Annotated in this window: 21 protein-coding genes; 9 read left to right on the forward strand and 12 right to left on the reverse strand. The window is 73.0% G+C overall.

Going from position 1 to position 20,154, the window contains the following annotated elements:
* Window positions 1–52: 52 nt before the first annotated feature.
* The 7 genes from ABD363_RS17060 to ABD363_RS17090 form a co-directional block, all read right to left on the reverse strand.
* Window positions 53–763, reverse strand: a complete 711-nt coding sequence (locus tag ABD363_RS17060; protein WP_344604303.1) for an LAETG motif-containing sortase-dependent surface protein — start codon at window positions 761–763, stop codon at window positions 53–55.
* Window positions 764–924: 161 nt separating this feature from the next.
* Window positions 925–2,049 carry an LOG family protein gene (locus tag ABD363_RS17065; RefSeq protein ID WP_344604305.1) on the reverse strand — a complete coding sequence of 375 codons (1,125 nt, stop codon included), beginning with the start codon at window positions 2,047–2,049 and terminating at the stop codon, window positions 925–927.
* 26 nt (window positions 2,050–2,075) lie between these two features.
* On the reverse strand, window positions 2,076–2,492 hold the full coding sequence (locus ABD363_RS17070) for a VOC family protein (RefSeq protein WP_344604307.1): 417 nt from the start codon (window positions 2,490–2,492) through the stop codon (window positions 2,076–2,078).
* Window positions 2,493–2,599: 107 nt separating this feature from the next.
* Window positions 2,600–3,919 carry a hypothetical protein gene (locus ABD363_RS17075; RefSeq protein WP_344604309.1) on the reverse strand — a complete coding sequence of 440 codons (1,320 nt, stop codon included), beginning with the start codon at window positions 3,917–3,919 and terminating at the stop codon, window positions 2,600–2,602.
* Window positions 3,901–4,650, reverse strand: coding sequence for an ABC transporter ATP-binding protein (locus ABD363_RS17080; RefSeq protein WP_344604311.1), 750 nt, complete (start codon window positions 4,648–4,650; stop codon window positions 3,901–3,903). Before ABD363_RS17080 ends, ABD363_RS17075 begins: the two co-directional genes overlap by 19 nt.
* 237 nt (window positions 4,651–4,887) lie before the next feature.
* A complete protein-coding gene (locus tag ABD363_RS17085; protein ID WP_344604313.1) occupies window positions 4,888–6,267 on the reverse strand; it encodes an aspartate aminotransferase family protein in 1,380 nt (459 codons plus the stop codon).
* Window positions 6,264–6,782 (reverse strand): Lrp/AsnC family transcriptional regulator, encoded by a 519-nt coding sequence (locus ABD363_RS17090; RefSeq protein ID WP_344604315.1) that lies wholly within the window; start codon window positions 6,780–6,782, stop codon window positions 6,264–6,266. Before ABD363_RS17090 ends, ABD363_RS17085 begins: the two co-directional genes overlap by 4 nt.
* A gap of 165 nt (window positions 6,783–6,947) precedes the next feature.
* Here ABD363_RS17090 and ABD363_RS17095 point away from each other — a divergent pair, with 165 nt between their 5' ends.
* Window positions 6,948–8,387: a gamma-aminobutyraldehyde dehydrogenase gene (locus ABD363_RS17095; RefSeq protein ID WP_344604317.1), complete on the forward strand. Its 1,440-nt coding sequence runs from the start codon at window positions 6,948–6,950 to the stop codon at window positions 8,385–8,387.
* Between the two features lie 171 nt (window positions 8,388–8,558).
* Window positions 8,559–9,083 carry a hypothetical protein gene (locus ABD363_RS17100; protein WP_344604319.1) on the forward strand — a complete coding sequence of 175 codons (525 nt, stop codon included), beginning with the start codon at window positions 8,559–8,561 and terminating at the stop codon, window positions 9,081–9,083.
* Here ABD363_RS17100 and ABD363_RS17105 read toward each other — a convergent pair.
* Together ABD363_RS17105 and ABD363_RS17110 are read right to left on the reverse strand one after the other, a co-directional pair.
* Window positions 9,073–10,236, reverse strand: coding sequence for a serine hydrolase domain-containing protein (locus ABD363_RS17105; protein WP_344604321.1), 1,164 nt, complete (start codon window positions 10,234–10,236; stop codon window positions 9,073–9,075). The two genes, ABD363_RS17100 and ABD363_RS17105, sit on opposite strands and share 11 nt — an antisense overlap.
* A 133-nt stretch (window positions 10,237–10,369) precedes the next feature.
* Complete coding sequence (locus ABD363_RS17110; protein WP_344604323.1) at window positions 10,370–10,753, reverse strand: winged helix-turn-helix transcriptional regulator; 384 nt, start codon at window positions 10,751–10,753, stop codon at window positions 10,370–10,372.
* Window positions 10,754–10,821: 68 nt separating this feature from the next.
* Between ABD363_RS17110 and ABD363_RS17115 the strand changes: the two genes are divergently transcribed.
* Window positions 10,822–11,457, forward strand: coding sequence for an NADPH-dependent F420 reductase (locus ABD363_RS17115; RefSeq protein ID WP_344604325.1), 636 nt, complete (start codon window positions 10,822–10,824; stop codon window positions 11,455–11,457).
* Here the strand turns inward: ABD363_RS17115 and ABD363_RS17120 are convergent.
* Complete coding sequence (locus ABD363_RS17120; RefSeq protein ID WP_344604327.1) at window positions 11,426–12,139, reverse strand: glycerophosphodiester phosphodiesterase; 714 nt, start codon at window positions 12,137–12,139, stop codon at window positions 11,426–11,428. The genes ABD363_RS17115 and ABD363_RS17120 overlap by 32 nt on opposite strands.
* Window positions 12,139–13,200: an adenosine deaminase gene (locus ABD363_RS17125; protein WP_344604329.1), complete on the reverse strand. Its 1,062-nt coding sequence runs from the start codon at window positions 13,198–13,200 to the stop codon at window positions 12,139–12,141. Before ABD363_RS17125 ends, ABD363_RS17120 begins: the two co-directional genes overlap by 1 nt.
* Window positions 13,201–13,467: 267 nt before the next feature.
* Between ABD363_RS17125 and ABD363_RS17130 the strand changes: the two genes are divergently transcribed.
* Together ABD363_RS17130 and ABD363_RS17135 are read left to right on the forward strand one after the other, a co-directional pair.
* The gene (locus tag ABD363_RS17130; protein ID WP_344604331.1) at window positions 13,468–14,181 is read left to right on the forward strand and encodes a DUF4190 domain-containing protein; all 714 of its coding nucleotides are present in this window, start codon (window positions 13,468–13,470) and stop codon (window positions 14,179–14,181) included.
* A gap of 175 nt (window positions 14,182–14,356) precedes the next feature.
* Entirely contained in the window at window positions 14,357–14,803 is a 447-nt protein-coding gene (locus ABD363_RS17135; protein ID WP_344604333.1) for a DUF4190 domain-containing protein, read from the forward strand.
* Window positions 14,804–14,869: 66 nt separating this feature from the next.
* Here ABD363_RS17135 and ybiA read toward each other — a convergent pair whose 3' ends face one another.
* The gene (gene ybiA / locus ABD363_RS17140) at window positions 14,870–15,451 is read right to left on the reverse strand and encodes a riboflavin biosynthesis intermediates N-glycosidase (RefSeq protein ID WP_344604335.1); all 582 of its coding nucleotides are present in this window, start codon (window positions 15,449–15,451) and stop codon (window positions 14,870–14,872) included.
* Window positions 15,452–16,000: 549 nt separating this feature from the next.
* Between ybiA and ABD363_RS17145 the strand changes: the two genes are divergently transcribed.
* From ABD363_RS17145 to ABD363_RS17160, 4 genes are read left to right on the forward strand one after another with little or no spacing between them, the layout of a single operon-like run.
* Window positions 16,001–17,239 (forward strand): polyamine ABC transporter substrate-binding protein, encoded by a 1,239-nt coding sequence (locus ABD363_RS17145; protein ID WP_344604337.1) that lies wholly within the window; start codon window positions 16,001–16,003, stop codon window positions 17,237–17,239.
* 5 nt (window positions 17,240–17,244) lie between these two features.
* A complete protein-coding gene (locus ABD363_RS17150; RefSeq protein WP_344604368.1) occupies window positions 17,245–18,405 on the forward strand; it encodes an ABC transporter ATP-binding protein in 1,161 nt (386 codons plus the stop codon).
* On the forward strand, window positions 18,402–19,337 hold the full coding sequence (locus ABD363_RS17155) for an ABC transporter permease (protein ID WP_344604339.1): 936 nt from the start codon (window positions 18,402–18,404) through the stop codon (window positions 19,335–19,337). Before ABD363_RS17150 ends, ABD363_RS17155 begins: the two co-directional genes overlap by 4 nt.
* A 1-nt stretch (window position 19,338) precedes the next feature.
* Window positions 19,339–20,154 carry an ABC transporter permease gene (locus tag ABD363_RS17160; RefSeq protein ID WP_344604341.1) on the forward strand — a complete coding sequence of 272 codons (816 nt, stop codon included), beginning with the start codon at window positions 19,339–19,341 and terminating at the stop codon, window positions 20,152–20,154.

Consider the following 20,154-nt stretch of genomic DNA (forward strand, 5'->3'; position numbering starts at 1 on the left):
GTGGCCCGCCTCCGCGGACGGCGGAGACGGGCCACGACGGGGTGTGCGGGGATCAGCTGCCGCTGTTCGCCCCGCGGCGGCGCATGCCGAGGAAGACCGCGCCACCGCCGACGACGACCAGGACGGCCGCGATGCCGGCGATCAGGCCGGTGCTGGAGTTCGCACCGGTCTCGGCGAGGTTGGAGTCACCGGTCGCGGGCGACGGGGCGTTGCCCGCCGTGTCCGCGGGGGCGGCGCTCCCGCTCGCGGGGGCCGACGGGGCCGGCGCCGTGGTCTCCTCGGACGGAGCCGGGGCGGCGGACTGCGACGGCGTCTCGCTCGGCGCCGTCGCCGTGGGCGTCGGGACCGGGGCCGGGGACTCCTCGGACGTCGTGCAGGCCGTGGCCGGGGTGACCAGGTTCGGCTTGATGTCCTCGTCGACGTAGGGCTCGGCCTTGACGTGGATGCGGTACTCGGTGTTCGGCTTCCAGTCCTCGGCGAAGGTGATGGTGGTGCCCTCGCGCGAGCCCTTGACCACCTGCTGGCCGATCTGCTTGTCCTGCAGGTAGACGGTGACGGTCGCCGGGACGCCGGCCGGGTCCACGTCGGTGACGGTGATGACGCCCTTGTCGCCGTCGCACGTGGCTTCGGCCGAGAACTCGTTGATGTTGCAGGCGAAGGAGGTGCCGGCGACACCGAGCGCGAGCGCGGCCGAGGCCGAGGCGACGCCGAGAACGCGCGCGGAACGCGCCACGGTACGGCGGGATATGGACAGGACTGTCACGTTTGTCCTTTACAGAATGCCCAAATGCGGGGGGTGGAGGGAGTGCTGACGGTCCATCACCTTGCGGACACCGGCACTCCCAAGAGACTCACAGGTCTATAAGCGGCGCATAAGCAGTGTCAACGCGTATGCAGTCAACGGATGTTGGCTTTGCCCTCTTATTAACCGGCGAGACGTTTCAACGCCTGCGGAGCCTCGTCGATCCGGTCGACCAGCGCGATGCGCGCCTCCATCGACCGCCCCCGGGCGAGGGAGCGCAGCAGCGGCCAGGCCGGCAGCCGCTCCGTCCAGTGGGCCCGGTCCACCAGCACCATGGGCGTGGGCGCGCCCCGCGACTCGTAGTAGTTCGGCGTCGCGTTGTCGAAGATCTCCTGCACGGTGCCGGCGGCGCCCGGCAGGAACACCACGCCCGCGTTCGAGCGGGCCAGCAGGCCGTCCTCGCGGGTGGCATTGGCGAAGTACTTGGCGATGTGCGCGGCGAACGGGTTCGGCGGCTCGTGACCGTAGAACCAGGTGGGGACACCGACCGAGGCGCCGCCGCCCGGCCAGCGCTCGCGCACCTCGAACGCGGCGCGCGCCCACTCGGTGACCGACGGCACGAACGACGGGGCCTTGGCGAGGAGCAGCAGGGCCTCCTCCAGCATCCTGTCGCCGAACGGGGCGGCGTACGCGCCGAGGTTCGCCGCCTCCATCGCGCCCGGCCCGCCGCCCGTGGCCACGGTGAACCCGGCGCGCGTCAGTTCCCGGCCGAGGCGCGCGGCACCCGCGTACTCCTGCGTGCCGCGCGCCATGGCGTGGCCGCCCATGACGCCCACCACCTGTGCGCCGGCGAGGAGTTCGTCGAGGGCGTCGGAGACGGAGTCGTCGTGGACCGCGCGCAGCATCGAGCCGAAGACGTCCCCGTCGGCCCTGGTCCGCCGGAACCAGGCGTACGCGCGGGCGTCCGGCGTCGCCTCGTACCCCTCGTCGAGGGAGGCGAACAGCTCCTCGGGGGAGTAGACGTGCCCGCGGTAGGGGTCGAACGGCAGGCCCGGGACCGGCGGGAACACCAGGGCCCCGGCGGCCCGCACCCCGGCCGCCGCCCGGGGGTCCATCGGGCAGCCGAGGAAGACGGCGCCGGTGGTGTCGACGCTCAGCAGGACGTCCGTACGGTCCGTCAGGTCGACGGCCTGGACGCGGTGGTGGGCGAGGGTGCCGTGCGCGGAGACGACCTCGTCGAACTCGGCGAGGGTCTCTATCTCACGGTCGCGGGAGCCGTCGTACGGCTGGGCGGGCGTCGGATGCACCCGCCCATGCTAGGCATCCGGTCCGGTCAGCCCTGCACCGCCGACGGGTCCATCCACACGACCTCCCAGGTGTGGCCGTCCAGGTCGTCGAAGGAGCGGCCGTACATGAAGTCCAGCTCCTGGACCTGCTCCGAGGCGGTGCCGCCGGCGGCGACGGCCTTCTCGACCAGCTCGTCGACCTTCTCGCGGCTCTCGGCGCTCAGGCACAGCAGCACCTCGCTGGTCCGCGTGGCGTCCGCGATCTCCTTCTTGGTGAAGGTCGCGTAGAACGGCTTGGTCAGCAGCATCGCGACGATGGTGTCGCTGATCACGACCGAGGCGGCGTTCTCGTCGCTGAACTGCGGGTTGATCGAGTAGCCCAGCTCCGTGAAGAACTTCTTCGACGCGTCGAGGTCGTCCACGGGCAGGTTGACGAAGATCATCTGCTGGTATGCCGTGGTCATCGGGTCTCTCCCATCCGGTTCAGGGTGTTCGGTGGGGTAGACCGGCGGCCGGGGCGGAACTCATCGGCGGGCGCGGACTTCTTTCGCCCGGATGCCGGCCGCGCCGCTCAGCGGGTCAGCGGCAGCGCCGCCAGCTCCGCGACGAGCAGGGTCACCGGGCCGCACAGCGCCAGCAGCGCGGCGGCGCGGAGGGCGGCGGCGCCGCGCAGCACCGCCGCGGGCGCGCCGAGGCGCACCAGCGCGGCCGTGATCTCGGCCCGGGCGTGCCCGGTCTCCGCGGCGGTGGTGAGCAGGGTGGCCAGCGCGCAGCCGGCCACCAGGAGCGCGCCGAGGGCGCCGAGCGGACCGAAGAAGGGGCCGTCGGCGCCGTACAGGACCGCCGTCGCGTACGCCGCCGACCCCACCGCGCAGACGATCCCGAGGGGACGGCCGATACGGGTCGCCTCCGCCATGAGGACACGGCCGGCGAGCAGGCGCAGGGCGCCGGGGCGGACGCTCTGCAGCAGCCGCCCGCACAGGTGGGTGAGGCCGGGCCCGGCCAGGGCGAGACCGAGGGCGGTGAGGGCCCACCCGACGAGGACGCCCGCGGGGCCGCCGGCGGGATCGGCGGTGAGGACGGGGGCGGTGGCGGTACGGCTCGTGTACGTCTCCACGGCGAGGCCCGCGGCGAGTACGGCGACGCCCCACGGAAGGCTCGCGGGCGCGCCGCGGGGGAACGGGGGCCCGGAGGCGAACGGGGGCCCGGAGGCCGGGCCGGCGGCGGTGTCCGGGAGGTCCCGCCGGCCGTCCGCGGGCTGCGGCGCGGCGGCCCGGCGCTCCGTGTCCCCGGCCCGCGCACGGGAGCGCGTGGGCGCCCCGGCCGTCTCCCCGGCGGCGTCGGGGCGGCCGGCTCCGCCGGGGGACGCGGCGGGGCGGGGGTCGCGGGGGCGCAGCACCAGGGCCACCGCCAGCGACGCGCTCGCCGGGACCACGGTGAGCAGGGTCAGGGCGGCCGGGAGGGGGAGGGGCCGGCCGGCGGCGAGGACGTCGGGGGCCGGGCCGGCGAAGGGCGGGCCGCCCAGGTCGCCGCGGAGGTGGAGGAACAGCAGCAGGGCGAGCAGCGAACCGAGCGTGCAGGCGAGGGCCGTGACCGTCGCCGAGACGGCCATCAGACGGCCGGGGCCGAGGCCGATCGCCGACAGGCCGGGGCGGGGCCGGGTGGCCGGGTCGGTGCGGGCGGCGGCGACCGCGAAGTGCACGGTGGCGGCCAGCGGGGCCGCGCACCAGGCCAGGCGGAGGGCGGAGGCGCCCGGCGCCCCGGGATGGCTCAGGGCGTGGCCGAGGCTGCACAGCAGCAGGAATCCCGTGCCCGCCGACGCCGTCGTGAGCAGGAGGCGGCGCAGCCGGACGGCGAGGCGGGCGCCGCGGGTCAGGCGGAGAGCGAGCACGCGGCCCGGCCTTCCGTCCCGGTGGTCTCGGAGACCGGGGGCAGGTGCACCGTCTTCACGCGCCGCCCGTCCAGCAGCGACACCGTGCGGTCGGCGAGGGCGGCCGTCTCCGGGTCCTGCGTGGCCAGGACGACCGTGACGCCGTGCGCGCGGACGGCCGCCAGCAGCGTGCGCAGGACGTGCCGGCGGTCCGCGCGGTGCAGGGGGGCCGTCGGCTCGTCGGCGAAGAGCACCGAGGGGGCGGGGGCGAGCGCGCGGGCGATGCAGACGCGCTGCCGCTCGGCCTGGCGCAGTTCGTGCGGGCGGCTGCGGGCCGCCCCGCCGACGTCCAGGCGCTCCAGCCACTCCAGGGCGGTGGCCTTGGCGCGGCGGCGGCCGGCGCCGCGCAGCATCAGGGGGAGGGCGGTGTTCTCCCAGACGTTCAGCTCCGGGACGAGCACGGGGGCCGGGTCGATCCAGCCGAAGCGGTCGCGGCGCAGCCGCTCGCGGGTGAGCGGGCCCATGGTGTGCACCGGCACGCTGTTGAACCACACCTCGCCGCGTGCCACGGGCACCTGGCCGGACAGGCACCGCAGCAGGGTCGTCTTGCCGCTGCCGCGCGGTCCGCTGACGGCGAGGATCTCGCCCTCCCGGACGCCGAGCGAGACGCCGCTGAGCCCGGGCGAGCCGTCGCCGTGCCGGAAGTGCAGGGCGTGTGCCCAGAGCACGTCGTTGTCCGGTGGGACCTCCATGGGCGTACACCTCGGTTCAGATCCGTAGTTCCCGTGCCGTTCCCCCGTACGGGGGAACGAAGGCGAGGCCGATCGGTCACTGGCACGCTAGGCAGAAGACGGCGGGAGGCCGGACAGCACGCGGCCCCGGGCCGCCGTTTCTCACTCGAACGGGCGGCACCGGGGCCGGTTCCGATCATCCAGGACGATGATCACAGAGCGTCCAGGATGATGATCACAGAGCGTCCAGGGCGATGATCACAGCTTCGTCCACGCCTCCGACAGCGTCGCGCGCAGGATCTGCTCGATCTCGTCGAAGGTCGACTGGTCGGAGATCAGCGGCGGGGCGAGCTGGACGACCGGGTCGCCGCGGTCGTCGGCCCGGCAGTACAGGCCGTTCTCGAACAGCTTCCCGGACAGGAAGCCGTACAGGACCCGCTCGGTCTCCTCCGCGTCGAAGGACTCCTTCGTGGCCTTGTCCTTGACCAGCTCGATGCCGTAGAAGAAGCCGTTGCCGCGGACGTCGCCGACGATCGGCAGGTCGTGCAGCTTCTCCAGCGTGGCCCGGAACGCGGCCTCGTTGTCGAGGACGTGCTGGTTGAGGTTCTCCCGCTCGAACAGGTCGAGGTTGGCCAGGCCCACCGCGGCGGAGACCGGGTGGCCGCCGAAGGTGTAGCCGTGCAGGAAGGTGTTGCCGCCCCGGTAGAACGGCTCGGCCACGCGGTCCGAGACGACGCAGGCGCCTATCGGGGAGTAGCCCGAGGTCATGCCCTTGGCGCAGGTGATCATGTCCGGGACGTAGCCGAACTTGTCGCAGGCGAACATGGTGCCGAGCCGGCCGAAGGCGCAGATGACCTCGTCCGAGACCAGGAGCACGTCGTGCCGGTCGCAGATCTCGCGGACCCGCTGGAAGTAGCCGGGCGGGGGCGGGAAGCAGCCGCCCGCGTTCTGCACCGGCTCCAGGAAGACCGCGGCGACGGTGTCCGGGCCCTCGAAGAGGATCTGCTGCTCGATCTGGTCGGCGGCCCAGCGGCCGAACGCCTCCGGGTCGTCGCCGTGGACCGGGGCCCGGTAGATGTTGGTGTTCGGGACCTTGTGCGCGCCCGGCACCAGCGGCTCGAAGGGGGCCTTCAGGGCCGGCAGGCCGGTGATGGACAGGGCGCCCTGGGGGGTGCCGTGGTAGGCGACCGCGCGGGAGATCACCTTGTGCTTGGTGGGCTTGCCGACCAGCTTGAAGTACTGCTTGGCCAGCTTCCAGGCGGTCTCGACCGCCTCGCCGCCGCCGGTGGTGAAGAAGACCTTGTTCAGGTCGCCCGGCGCGTGGTGGGCCAGGCGCTCGGCCAGCTCGACGGCCTTGGGGTGGGCGTAGGACCACACCGGGAAGAACGCCAGCTCCTGCGCCTGCTTGAAGGCGGTCTCGGCCAGCTCGACGCGGCCGTGACCGGCCTGGACCACGAACAGGCCGGCGAGGCCGTCGAGGTAGCGCCTGCCCCGGTCGTCGTAGATGTGGGTGCCCTCGCCCCGGACGATGGTGGGCACGGGGGAGTTCTCGTACGAGGACATGCGGGTGAAGTGCATCCACAGGTGGTCGTACGCGGCCCTGCTGAGGTCCTTCGGGCGGTCGGTGCTCACGTTCATCGGGTTCCCCACATGTAGGTCTGCTTCTTGAGCCTGAGGTAGACGAAGCTCTCGGTGGAGCGCACTCCGGGGACGGCCCGGATGCGTTTGTTGATGACGTCCAGCAGGTGGTCGTCGTCCTCGCAGACGATCTCCACCATCAGGTCGAAGGAGCCTGCGGTCATCACCACGTACTCGCACTCGGACATGGCGGTCAGCGCGTCGGCGACGGTCTCCACGTCGCCCTCGACATTGATGCCGACCATCGCCTGCCGGCGGAAGCCCACGGTGAGCGGGTCCGTGACGGCGACGATCTGCATCACGCCCTGGTCGAGCAGCTTCTGGACGCGCTGGCGCACGGCCGCCTCGGACAGGCCCACGGCCTTGCCGATGGCGGCGTACGGCCGGCGGCCGTCCTCCTGGAGCTGCTCGATGATGGCGAGGGAGACGGCGTCCAGCTGGGGGGTGCCGCCGTTCCTGGACTCGCGGGAGTCCCTCTGGTCTGCGCTTCGACTGGCCACGAGCTCACTGTGCACGACGTCTCGACAGTTTCGCAAGGCTCGATCGATGAAATCCGTTGTTTACGAAGTCCCAGCCTGCGGATTCCGCACTCCTGGCGGGAGCGGGGGTGTTGAAAACGTGGCCCCACTGGCTAGGGTGGGTGTCTCAGTGATTGGGACACCCGAACTTGGAGGGCCGCAGTGAGCACCGAGCTGCGTCGGCTGCGCAATTACATCGCCGGTGAGTTCCGGGACGCCGCCGACGGACGGACCACCGAAGTGGTCAACCCCGCGACGGGCGAGGCGTACGCCACCGCTCCGCTGTCCGGGCAGGCGGACGTGGACGCCGCGATGACGGCCGCCGCCGCGGCCTTCCCCGGCTGGCGCGACACCACCCCGGCCGAGCGCCAGAAGGCCCTGCTGAAGATCGCGGACGCGTTCGAGGAGCGCGCCGAGGAACTCATCGCGGCCGAGGTGGAGAACACGGGCAAGCCGATCGGGCTGACCCGCTCCGAGGAGATCCCGCCGATGGTCGACCAGATCCGCTTCTTCGCGGGCGCGGCGCGGATGCTGGAGGGCCGGTCGGCCGGCGAGTACATGGAGGGGATGACCTCCATGATCCGCCGCGAGCCGGTCGGCGTCTGCGCGCAGGTCGCGCCGTGGAACTACCCGATGATGATGGCCGTGTGGAAGTTCGCCCCGGCGATCGCGGCGGGCAACACGGTCGTCCTCAAGCCCTCCGACACCACCCCGGCCTCCACGGTCCTCATCGCCGAGATCCTCGGCTCGATCCTGCCCAAGGGCGTCTTCAACGTCATCTGCGGCGACCGCGAGACCGGCCGCATGATGGTCGAGCACCCCGTCCCGGCGATGGCCTCCATCACCGGCTCGGTACGCGCCGGCATCCAGGTCGCCGGGTCCGCCGCCAAGGACGTCAAGCGCGTCCACCTGGAGCTGGGCGGCAAGGCGCCGGTCGTCGTCTTCGAGGACACCGACATCGCCAAGGCCGTCGAGGACATCTCCGTCGCCGGTTTCTTCAACGCCGGCCAGGACTGCACGGCCGCCTGCCGCGTCCTGGTCCACGAGGCGATCCACGACGAGTTCGTCGCGGCGCTCGCCAAGGCCGCCGCCGACGCCAGGACCGGCATGCCGGACGACGAGGACGTGCTGTTCGGCCCGCTCAACAACCCCGACCAGCTCGCCCAGGTCGAGGGCTTCATCGAGCGGCTGCCCGCCCACGCGCGGGTGGAGGCCGGCGGCAAGCGCGTCGGCGACAAGGGCTTCTTCTTCGCGCCGACCGTGGTCTCCGGCGTCCGGCAGGACGACGAGATCATCCAGAAGGAGGTCTTCGGCCCGGTCATCACCGTGCAGTCCTTCCGCGACGAGGACCAGGCGGTGGAGTGGGCCAACGGCGTCGAGTACGCGCTGGCCTCCTCGGTGTGGACCAAGGACCACGCGCGCGCGATGCGGATGTCCAAGAAGCTCGACTTCGGCTGCGTGTGGATCAACACGCACATTCCGCTGGTCGCCGAGATGCCGCACGGCGGCTTCAAGAAGTCCGGCTACGGCAAGGACCTGTCGGGCTACGGCTTCGAGGACTACACGCGGATCAAGCACGTGATGACGTCGCTGGACGGGTGAGCCGCGGGCCGCGCTCCCGGTGCGGCCCCGGGCGGGTGACTCCCGTCCGGGGCCGCGGCCCTGCGTCCGCCCGCCGCCCCGGCCGCGGGTGCCGGCGGCCCGGACGGCGGGCCGGCCCGGACCGCCCGAGGTCTTTTTGAACGTGTTCAGTCGCGAGCGTAGAGTGGGCCCGTGAGCGACAGAGCCGCCCTGCTGAAGGGCATTCGCGCATGGCTGGTCTTCTTCGTCGTCTGCCTGGTCCTCAGCGGTGCCACGGCCTTCCCCCTGGTGCACGAACTGCGGTGGGCCGAGGAGCTGTTGCACGCGCTCTCCGCCGACGCCCACCTGCCCGGGCTGACGGGCTGGATCGAGCGGGTCCGGGCGGGTCTGGACGAGGCCGACGCCGAGTACCCGTTCCTGCTGTACGGCACGGACTGGCTGGCCTTCGCGCACCTGGTGATCGCGGTCGCGTTCTACGGGCCCTACCGCGACCCGGTCCGCAACATCTGGGTCGTGGAGTTCGGGATGATCGCCTGTGCGGGCATCGTCCCGCTCGCCCTGATCTGCGGACCGATCCGCGGCATCCCCTTCTGGTGGTCCCTGATCGACATGTCGTTCGGGGTGTTCGGGATCATCCCGCTGGCCGTCGTCCGGCAGAAGATCAAGCGGCTGGAGGCGCTGACCGCGCCGGTGACCAGCCTGATGCTCAGCCGCTGAGCGCCGCCTCGACGATCCGCGCGGCCACCGGGTTCATGTCCTCGTCCTTCGCGTCGGTGGCGTTGACCGAGTACACGAGGGTGCGGGACAGGTCCTCGGCGGCCGCGACGAGCGTGGCGTAACCGGGCCGGGCGCCGCTCTTGGCCCACACGACGCGGCCGTCGGGGAGGGACTGGGGCCTGAGGCCGCCCGCGCTCATGACGGCCCCGTGCCCGATCGCCGGGAGGGTGAGCATCTCCGCGACGAGCAGGGGTTCCGGCACGATCTCGCCGCCGAACAGCGCGACGACGAACTTCTCCAGATCCTCCGCCGTCGAGATCATGTCCCCGGCCGCCCAGCGGTCGGACATGTTCCACTCGGTGGCGTCCACCAGCCTGCCGTCCGCGAGGAGCTGGTAGCCGCGGTTGTGCGGGCCGTGGATGCGGGGATCGGGGCCGCCGGGGAAGGACGTGTGCCGCATGCCGGCCGGCCCGAACACCCGTACCGCCGCCTGGTGTTCGTAGGTGTCGTCCGTCACTTTCTCGATCAGCAGGCCCAGCACGGTGTAGTCGATGTTGCCGTAGCGCTGCCGCTCGCCGGCCACGAAGGCGGGCCCCTGGGCGACGGAGGAGGCCACGACCTCCTCGGGGGTGAGCGTCGCGTAGCGGTTCTCGTAGCCCTCTCCGCCGACGTCGCCGAGCGAGGTGCCCGGCCGCAGTCCGCTGCTGAAGGTCAGCAGGTGCCGCACGGTGACCGGTGCGGTGAAGACGTCCGGCAGCAGCCCCGGCAGGTATCCGCGCACGTCCGCGTCCAGGTCCACATCGCCCTCGGCGGCGAGCTGCAGCACGATCGCGGCGGTCACCAGCTTGGTCGTCGAACCGGCCCGGAAGCGCCCGTCCTCCAGAGCGGGCCGGTGCGTGCGCAGGTCGCGCACGCCCGCGGTGCCGCGCCAGGTCCCGTCGGTGCCGCCGACCCGCACGAGCGCGGCCGTCGCGTCGGCGTCCGGCAGCCCCTCGATCGCGTCGCACAGTGCCTCGAACCTCCCCCGGTCGGTGCAGTGCACGGGGACCGTCGGGGAGGGCGAGGCGAGGGCGGGGGCCGCGGCCAGGGTGTTGGCCGTGAGGGCCAGGGTGAGGGACGCGGCGAGGCAGGGGGCGCGGTGGCGTGTGCGCATCGGGTGCTCCTGAGGCGATCGGTGACGGGGCGTGATCATCCTCGGGCCGTGCGGTCCCGGCCGGATCGCCGGCGAGGAGGACACCGGGCCCTGACGGGCCCCCGAGCACATCGCGCGCCGGGTGGGGGAGTCGTCAGGGATGTTCCCCAGGGGCGTCGGCGCGGCCGGCAGCGTGGCGTTCCTGAGCTGCCGTCACCTCGTCGCCGTGCTCGAACGCCCAGGCGCCGAGCGCGTCGATCGGGTCGAGCAACGTCCGGCCCAGATCGGTGAGCTGGTACTCGACGCGGGGCGGTGAGCCGCCGTGCGCCCGCCGTGCGACGAGCCCGTTGGCCTCCAGCCGGCGCAGCGTCTCGGTCAGCACCTTCTGGCTGATGCCGCCGATCCGGCCGCGCAACTCGCCGTGCCGCACCGGGCCGTGGCGCAGGGCCCACAGCGTCACCGCGTTCCAGGTGTTGGCCAGCAGGTCGAAGGCGAGGCGGGCACGGCAGTCGGCGAGGAACACGTGGTCGGTGGTCACGTACCGAATGGTGCCCGAGCGGCTCCCTACTGTCGTGGTGAATCCGACGGCGAAGGGAAGCGGGGACCATGCGGATAGGCATTCTCGGCACGGGCGGCATGGCGGACGCGCTCGGCACGCAGTGGGCGCGCGCCGGGCACGAGGTGCGCGCCGGGGGACGCCGCTCGGGCGGTCTGCGGGAGGCGGCGGAGCACGGGACGGACGCGGTGCTGCTGGCCGTGCCGTACGAGGCCGCCGTCGACGTCGTCGCCGGGCTGGCGGAGACGCTGCGGGGGCGGACGCTGATCGACTGCACCAACCCGGTGGGGCCGGGCTTCACGCTGCGCACGGCGGGCGGCCCCTCGGCGGCCGAACGCATCGCCGCCGCTGCCCCCGCCGCCCACGTCGTCAAGGCGTTCAACCTCTGCCACGTCGACGTCTGGCGGCTGACCCCGCCGGTCTTCGACGGCCGCCCGCTGGCGGTGCCGCTGTGCGGGGACGACGAAGGAGCCCTGGCCGTCGTACGGCGGCTCGTCCGCGATCTCGGTTGCGAGCCGCTGAACGCCGGGGGACTGGACCGGGCCGGACTGGTGGAGGCGACGGCGGCGCTGTTGATCGGGCTGTGGGTGGGGGAGGGGGCGGACGCACAGGCGATCGCGCCGCCGGTGGCGTACTCCGGTGGCCGGGCGGCGCCTACGCCGGTTCCGCCGGAAGGCCCCTCCTGAGCGCGCACAGCGTGTCGATGCGGTTGGTGGTGATCGAGTCGACGCCGTGGGCGAGCAGGCGGCGCATGGAGCGGCGGGTGTCCGGGGTCCAGACGGACAGCAGGTGGCCGCCGGCGTGGACGCGGTCGGCCAGGGCCCGGTCGACCAGCGAGAAGCGGTAGTTGAGCCAGCGCGGGCGGACCGCCGCCAGCAGGACGGGCCGGGGCGGGGCCAGGGTCGTCCAGGTCAGCGCGATCTCGGCGGCCGGATCGGCGGCGCGCACGGCGAGCATGGCGGGGGCGCCCGCGCAGTAGTACACGCGGTCCCGCGCCCCGCACTCGCGCACCACGCCCGCGATCCGGCGCACCGCCGCCGGGTCCGGCGCGCCGGGCAGGTCCAGCATCACCCGGCTGCCGTCGGTCGCCTCCAGCGCCTCCGCCAGCGTCGGCACCAGACCGTCCGTCAGCCCGCGCACCTCGGCCGCCGACAGCGCGCACAGCGGCCGGTCCCGCTCCCACAGCCGTTTCAGCGTCTCGTCGTGCAGCAGCACGGGCACGCCGTCCCGGGTGAGCCGGACGTCGATCTCGACGGCGTCCGCGCCCCGGCGGAGCGCGGAACGCAGTGAGCCGACCGTGTTCTCGCGGACGCGGTAGGGGTCGCCGCGGTGGGCGACGGCGGTCACCCGGCGAAGGGCGGGGGACATCAGGCGGCGAGCCAGGAGGAGGTGTACGCGTCGATCTCGGCCTTGATCCGGGCCTTGCCGGCCTCGTCCAGGAAGGACGCCTCGACCGCGTTCTTCGCCAGCTCCGCCAGGCCCCGCTCGTCCAGGTCGAGCAGGCGGGCGGCGACCGCGTACTCGTTGTTCAGGTCGGTGCCGAACATCGGCGGGTCGTCGGAGTTGACGGTGACCGGCACCCCGGCCCGTACGAACTCCTTGAGGGGGTGCTCGTCGAGGGTGCGCACCGCGCGGGTGGCGATGTTCGAGGTCGGGCAGACCTCCAGCGGGATGCGGTGCTCGGCGAGGTGCGCGAGCAGCTTCGGGTCCCGCGCGGAGCTGGTGCCGTGGCCGATGCGCTCGGCCCGCAGGTGGGTCAGCGCGTCCCACACCGTCTCCGGGCCGGTGGTCTCGCCGGCGTGCGGGACGGAGTGCAGCCCCGCGGCGAGGGCCCGGTCGAAGTACGGCTTGAACTGCGGCCGCGGCACGCCGATCTCGGGCCCGCCGAGCCCGAAGGAGACCAGCCCCTCGGGGCGCAGCCGGTCGTCGGTGGCGAGCCGGGTGGTCTCCTCGGCCGCCGTGAGCCCGGCCTCGCCGGGGATGTCGAAGCACCAGCGCAGCACGGTGCCGAACTCGGCCTCCGCCGCCTTGCGGGCGTCCTCGATGGCGTCCATGAAGGCCCGCTCGTCGATGCCGCGGCGGGTGGAGGAGTACGGGGTGACGGTCAGCTCGGCGTACCGCACCTGCTGCCGGGCCAGCTCCCGGCCCACCTCGTAGGTCAGCAGCCGCACGTCCTCCGGGGTGCGGATCAGGTCGACGACCGACAGGTACACCTCGACGAAGTGGGCGAAGTCCGTGAACGTGAAGTAGTCGGACAGGGCCTCGGGGTCGGCGGGGACCCTGGAGTCGGGGTGGCGGGCGGCCAGCTCCGAGACGATGCGGGGGGAGGCGGAGCCGACGTGGTGCACGTGCAGTTCGGCCTTCGGCAGTGCGGCGATGAAGGCGCGCAGGTCGCGCGGGGCGTGCGCGTCGACGAGGTGGTCGGTCAAGGTTCCTCCCCAAAACGGCGTCCGGCCCGTGGGGTGCGGCGGACGGGACGCGGTGATCGGCTGATCGGTGGGCCGGGATCATCGTAGGCGGTGGGACGGCGCGGGGGCAGAGCGTTCGGGCAGGGGCCGGGACAAGGGCCGGGGGAGAGAGGGGGGCGGGGCGGTGTCCCGGCTGGTGGGGAAGGGCGCGGGGCGGGGGCCGGGCGGCGGCGGGCGGCGGGGGTGGCCGTAGCATGGCGGCACGATCGACCCACGGGGGGAAGCGACATGACGGACACACCGCGGCCGGGCGGGGACAGCGCGGGCGACTACGACCCCTGGGCGCCCCCCGGGAGCAGGCCCTCGCCGGAGAAGGACCGGGCCCCCGCCGCCGGGCAGCCGCCGCAGGCGCCCCCGGCGCAGCCGCCGTCCGTGCACGACCAGGCCACGATGGCCTCGATGCCGTCCGCCGGCTTCCCCCCGCCCGGCTTCCCGCCGCCCGGCCACGTCCCGCCCGGCGGATCCGCCCCGGTGGGCGGCCCGCCGCCGTACGACGGCTCCGGCTCCGCGGTGCCGCCCCCGCCCGTCGCGCCCACCGGCCCGGGAGCGCCCGGCGGATACGGCTACCCCGCCTACCCCCAGGGCTACGGCTGGGCCGGCATGCCGATGGCCCCGCAGAACGGCACGGGCATCGCGGCGATGGTGCTCGGCATCCTGTCCTGCTGCCTGTTCTGCATGTACGGCGTGGTCTCGGTCGTGCTCGGCATCCTCGCCGTGGTCTTCGGCATCAAGGGCCGCAAGAAGGCCGAGCAGGGCCTGGCCGACAACCACGGCCAGGCCCAGGCCGGCCTGATCATGGGCGTCATCGGCCTCGTCCTCGGTGTCATCGTGATCGTCCTGATCGCCGTCGGGATCACGGCCGCCATCAACGAGGAACAGGACGGCCACGACCCGTACTACGGCGCCCTCACCCCGACGGCCACGGTGCTCGCCGACCGCTGAGCCCCGGGCGGCCGCGGCGCCCGGCCGCCGGACCAGGGCCCGTGCCCCCGCCCGACCACCGAACCCACCGACGCCCCCGGCCGAAACGCCTCCGTACCAGCCCCGCGAAAGGGGGCTCTCCGCGGCGAACAGGCCACTACCATGCCTCGTCTGTCAACGGAGGGGAGACCGCTTCATGTCCCACACCAATCCCACGCCCGGCGGATTCGGGCCGCCGTCCCAGCCCCCGCAGCAGCCGGCCCCGGGCTACGGCTACCCGCAGTCCGGCCCGGGCTACGGCCGGCCGGCGGGCCCCGGCTGGCCGGCCGCGCCCCACCCGCAGGCGCCCGGCTACACCCAGCCCCTGCAGCCGAGCAACGGCATGGGCACCACCGGGCTGGTGCTGGGCATCATCGGCGTGGTGTGCAGCCTGACCTTCTTCCTGTGGTTCTTCGGCGTCGTCCTGGGCATCCTGGCGATCATCTTCGGCGCCATCGGCCGGGGAAAGGCGAACCGCGGCGAGGCCACCAACAAGGGGGCGGCGACCGCCGGCCTGGTCTGCGGCATCGTGGCCACGGTGTTGCTTCCGCTGCTGGGCTTCCTGCTCTTCGCCGGCATCATGGGCGGGATCGGCGCGTCCTGACCCCCGGCCCGCCGCGAGGGGCCGGCCCGCGCACCGGTCCCGTTCCCCGCGGCGGGCCTTCCCCGCTCACCCGGCCCGCAGCCGCTCCCGCGCCGCCATCAGGGCGAACCCCAGCGGATTCGGTCCCCGCCACCGCTCGGGATCCTGGGCCGCCTCGTCGGCCGCGGCCAGCCCGATGCCCCACACCCGGTCCACCGGGCTCGCCTCCACCCGTACCCGATCCCCCGTGTTCAGCAGAGACTCCCGCAACCCGGCGTGCGCGCCGAACTTGTGCCCGGTGCCCTCGACGACGATCCGGAACCGCTCCCGCCGCCATGTCGCCTCGTCGAAGCCGCGCACCAGCCGCCCCGCCTTCTCGGCCTCGGCGGAATGCGCCGCGCCGAGCACCCGCCGCTCCCCCTCCGCGTCACCGAACAGCCGGGCCTTGCCCGCCGTCATCCAGTGCTCGGCGGTCGCGTACGCCACCCCGTCGACCGTGAACGGCGAGGGCCACCACCGGCTCGGGCAGCCCGGCCCGAGCCGGCCGTCCGGCCGCGGCCGGTGTCCCCAGAAGTGCAGGTACCTGACCCTGGCTCCCGCGCGGACCGCCCTGATCAGCGCCTGCCGGGAATCGACCGTCCCGGTGACCCGGTCCGTCCCGTCCGTCATGCGATCCCTCGCCTCCCGCGATCCGTTCGCCCCCGTGATCCGTCCGATGCGGCCGAGTCCGGCACCCGCCCCTGACGCTCCGTCTCCTCTTTCGGGCCGCACCCGACGGCTGATCAACAGATTTCGTCGCGTAACCAAAAGGCAACAACGGAATCACTTGTTGGAGTCTCATTGCTCTGTCAGGATCGGCGCTCAAGTCGAGCTTGAGCCACGTCGGCCCTCTCGCGGGGACAGGGAGGAGAGCGACATGCGCGACCCGGGCAGCGCCACCCCGGCCGCCCCGGACCGGTTCGCCGCCGGGCCGGCCGGCCGCGCCGGGGACCCGGCCCGCGCCGAGCCCCTCCGGTGCGGCAAGCCGCTGCAGCCGGCCCGTGGGTCCGACGGGCCGGGACGACCGACGACACCGCGTCCTTCGCCGGTGCCGCCCGCCACTTCGGGGCCCGGCGGCCACCGCCGCCCGGCGACGACCGGACCGTGACCGGCCACCGCCGCATGTGACGAACGGCCGCCGACCACGACCACCAACCCTCCCGAAAGGGCACCACGCGCATGGAGCAGTACGAGCCCGACCGCCTGTCCCCGGCCCGAGCGGCCGCCGTGCGGCGCAGTCTCCGCAACGGCAGGGCGGCCCTCACCCGCCGTTCCCTGCTGCGCGCCGGCGCGCTCGCGGCCGGCGGGTCCGCGACGCTGAGCGCCTGCGGCATCCCCGCGGCGGGCGGGCCCCGGGACGGCGTCTCCGCACAGGACCGCTCGGCGCAGGAGAAGACCGTCACCTTCTCCAACTGGACCGAGTACATGGACGTCGACGACAGCGGCAGGCGCCACCCGACGCTGGAGGCGTTCACCGAGCGGACCGGCATCACGGTCCGGTACACCGAGGACATCAACGACAACGGCGAGTTCTTCGGCAAGATCAAGCCGCAGCTCGCCGCGGGCCAGGACACCGGCCGCGACCTCGTCGTCCTCACCGACTGGCTGGCCGCCCGCCTCATCCGCCTGGGATGGGTGCAGAAACTGGACCCGTCCCATCTGCCGCACGCCTTCGCCAACCTGGCGCCGCAGTTCCGCAGCCCCGACGGGGACCCGGGACGGGCGTACTCGTACCCCTGGCAGGGCATCTCCACCGTCATCGCCTACAACAAGAAGGCGCTCGACGGGATCGAGGTGACGTCGCTCTCCGACCTGCTCGACAACCCCCGGCTCAAGGGCCGCGTCGGCCTCCTCACCGAGATGCGCGACACCGTCGGCATGACCCTGCTCGACATGGGCAAGGACCCGGGCGACTTCACCGACGACGACTACGACGCGGCGATCGCCCGCCTGCAGAAGGCCGTGGACCGGGGCCAGATCCGCCGCTTCACCGGCAACGACTACACCTCCGACCTCGCCAAGGGCGACTTCGCGGCCTGCCTGGCCTGGGCCGGCGACGTCGTCCAGCTGAAGGCGGACAGTCCCGACATCGACTTCCTGGTCCCCGACAGCGGCTACCTGACCTCCAGCGACGACCTGCTGATCCCCAACAGGGCCCGGCACAAGACCAACGCCGAGCGGCTGATCGACTACTACTACGAGCCGAGGACCGCCGCCCGGCTCGCCGCCTACATCAACTACGTCTGCCCGGTCGACGGGGTGAAGGAGGAGCTCGCGAAGATCGACGCGGCGGCGGCGGACAACCCGCTGATCCTCCCCGACAAGGCCATGCAGGCGAAGTCCCGTGCCTTCCGCTCCCTGAGCGCGCAGGAGGAGACGGCCTGCGAAGAGAAGTTCGCGAAGCTCATAGGGGCGTGACCACCATGACGAACGACGGCAGCGGCGACGTCCGCCTCCGCGGCATCAGCAAGACCTACGGCTCCTTCACCGCCGTGCACCCGCTCGACCTGACCGTGCCGCAGGGCTCCTTCTTCGCCCTGCTCGGCGCCTCCGGCAGCGGCAAGACCACCACCCTGCGGATGATCGCCGGCCTGGAGGAGCCCACCAGCGGCACCGTCCACCTCGGCGACCAGGACGTCACCCGTCTCCCGCCGTACAAGCGGCCGGTGAACACGGTCTTCCAGTCGTACGCCCTCTTCCCGCACCTGGACGTCTTCGAGAACGTCGCCTTCGGCCTGCGCCGGCGCGGCGTCAGGAACGTGAAGAAGCAGGTCGGGGAGATGCTGGAGCTGGTGCAGCTCGGCGCGCAGGCGCGCAGGAAGCCGCACCAGCTCTCCGGCGGCCAGCAGCAGCGCGTCGCGGTCGCCCGCGCGCTGATCAACCACCCCCGGGTGCTGCTGCTCGACGAGCCGCTCGGCGCCCTCGACCTGAAGCTGCGCCGCCGGATGCAGCTGGAGCTCAAGCGCATCCAGACCGAGGTCGGCATCACCTTCGTGCACGTCACGCACGACCAGGAGGAGGCCATGACGATGGCCGACACGGTCGCCGTGATGAACGCGGGCCGCGTCGAGCAGCTCGGCTCGCCCGCCGACCTGTACGAGAACCCCAGGACCCGGTTCGTCGCCGACTTCCTCGGCACCTCCAACTTCATCGAGGCCGAGGTCGCCTCCGCCGGCGGCGGCGAGATCGTGCTGAGGGCGGGCGGCGGCAGGCTGGTGCTGCCCCGGGCGCGGTGCGGCGCGCCCACGGCGGCCGGCGGCAGGGTGCTGGTGGGGGTCCGTCCGGAGAAGGTCTCCCTCACCCACGCCGACGACGCCGGCGGGATCCCCGCCGGGCGCAACCGGATCACCGGGACGATCGCCGACTCCAGCTTCACCGGCGTCTCCACGCAGTACGTCGTCGACAGCCCCGTCTGCCCCGCCTTCGAGGTCTACGCCCAGAACATCGACCGCGACCCCCGGCTGGCGCCCGGCGCCGAGGTCGTCCTGCACTGGAACCCGGCCCACACCTTCGGTCTCGACGCCGCCCGGTTCGCACCGGACGGGGAAGGGAGCCCGGCCGCGGAGGAGGCGGCCGCCCGATGACGACGCTCACCGAGGCGCCCCCGCCGCTCACCCCCGCCGCCGTCCCCGGGGAGCGGCGCCCGCCGCGCGGGCGGGGCCGCCGCACGCCGTACCTGCTGCTCCTGCCCGGCGTGCTGTGGCTGCTGGTCTTCTTCGCGCTGCCGATGGTCTACCAGGCCTCCACGTCCGTGCAGACGGGCTCCCTGGAGGAGGGCTACCGGGTCACCTGGCACTTCGCCACCTACGGGGACGCGCTGGGCGAGTACTGGCCGCAGTTCGTCCGCTCGGTGCTCTACGCGGGCACCGCGACGGTCCTGTGCCTGCTGCTCGGCTACCCGCTCGCCTACCTCATCGCCTTCCGCGCGGGCCGCTGGCGGACCCTGATCATGATCCTGGTGATCGCGCCGTTCTTCACCAGCTTCCTGATCCGCACCCTCGCCTGGAAGACGATCCTCGCCGACGGCGGCCCGGTCGTCGGCGCCCTCGACGCGCTGCACGTCCTGGACGTCACCGCCCGGCTCGGCTGGACCTCCGGCGACCGCGTGCTGGCCACGCCGCTCGCCGTCGTGTGCGGACTGACGTACAACTTCCTGCCGTTCATGGTGCTGCCGCTCTACACCTCGCTGGAGCGCATCGACCCCCGGCTGCACGAGGCGGCGGGCGACCTGTACGCCAGGCCCTGGACGACCTTCCGGAAGGTCACCCTCCCGCTGTCCGCGCCGGGCGTGGTCTCGGGCACGCTGCTGACCTTCATCCCGGCCTGCGGCGACTACGTCAACGCGGACCTGCTGGGCGCCACGGACACGCGCATGGCCGGCAACGTCATCCAGACGCAGTTCCTGCGCGTGCTGGACTACCCGACGGCCGCGGCCCTCTCCTTCATCCTGATGGCCGCGATCCTGCTCGTGGTCACCCTCTACATCCGCAGGTCCGGGACGGAGGATCTGGTCTGACATGCCCTTCGCCGACTGGCTCAAGCGCCGTCTCGTCGTCATCGCGGGCCTGGGGACGCTCGCCTACCTGCTGCTGCCCAACGTCGTGGTGGCGGTGTTCTCCTTCAACGCGCCGAAGGGGCGCTTCAACTACGAGTGGCAGCGGTTCTCGCTCGACGCGTGGCGGGACCCGTGCGGCGTCCCCGGCCTGTGCGGCGCGCTGTCGGTCAGCCTGCGGATCGCGTTCTGGGCGACGCTCGGCGCCACCGTCCTCGGCACGACGACCGCCTTCGCGCTGGCGCGCCACCGCTTCCGCGCGCGGGGCGCCGTGAACGCGCTGATCTTCCTGCCGATGGCGATGCCCGAGGTCGTCCTGGCGGCCTCGCTGCTCACCCTGTTCCTCAACATGGGCGCCGAGCTGGGTTTCCGGACGGTCCTGATCGCCCACGTCATGTTCTGCCTCAGCTTCGTCGTGACGGCGGTCAAGGCGCGCGTGATGTCGATGGACCCGCGGCTGGAGCAGGCGGCGCAGGACCTGTACGCCGGCCCGTTCCAGACGTTCTGGCGGGTCACCCTGCCGATCGCGGCCCCCGGCATCGCCGCGGGCGCGCTGCTGGCCTTCGCGCTCTCCTTCGACGACTTCGTCATCACCAACTTCACCGCGGGCTCCACGGTCACCTTCCCCATGTTCGTCTGGGGCTCGGCCCAGCGCGGAACGCCCGTGCAGATCAACGTCGTCGGAACGGCCATGTTCGTCGTCGCCGTGCTGCTCGTGCTGGCGTCGACGGTGGTCGGCCACCGCAGAGACAGACAGAAGGCAATAGAGAGATCCTCGTAG

The sequence above is a fragment of the Streptomyces glaucus genome (assembly GCF_039533365.1).
GTDB lineage: Bacteria > Actinomycetota > Actinomycetes > Streptomycetales > Streptomycetaceae > Streptomyces > Streptomyces glaucus.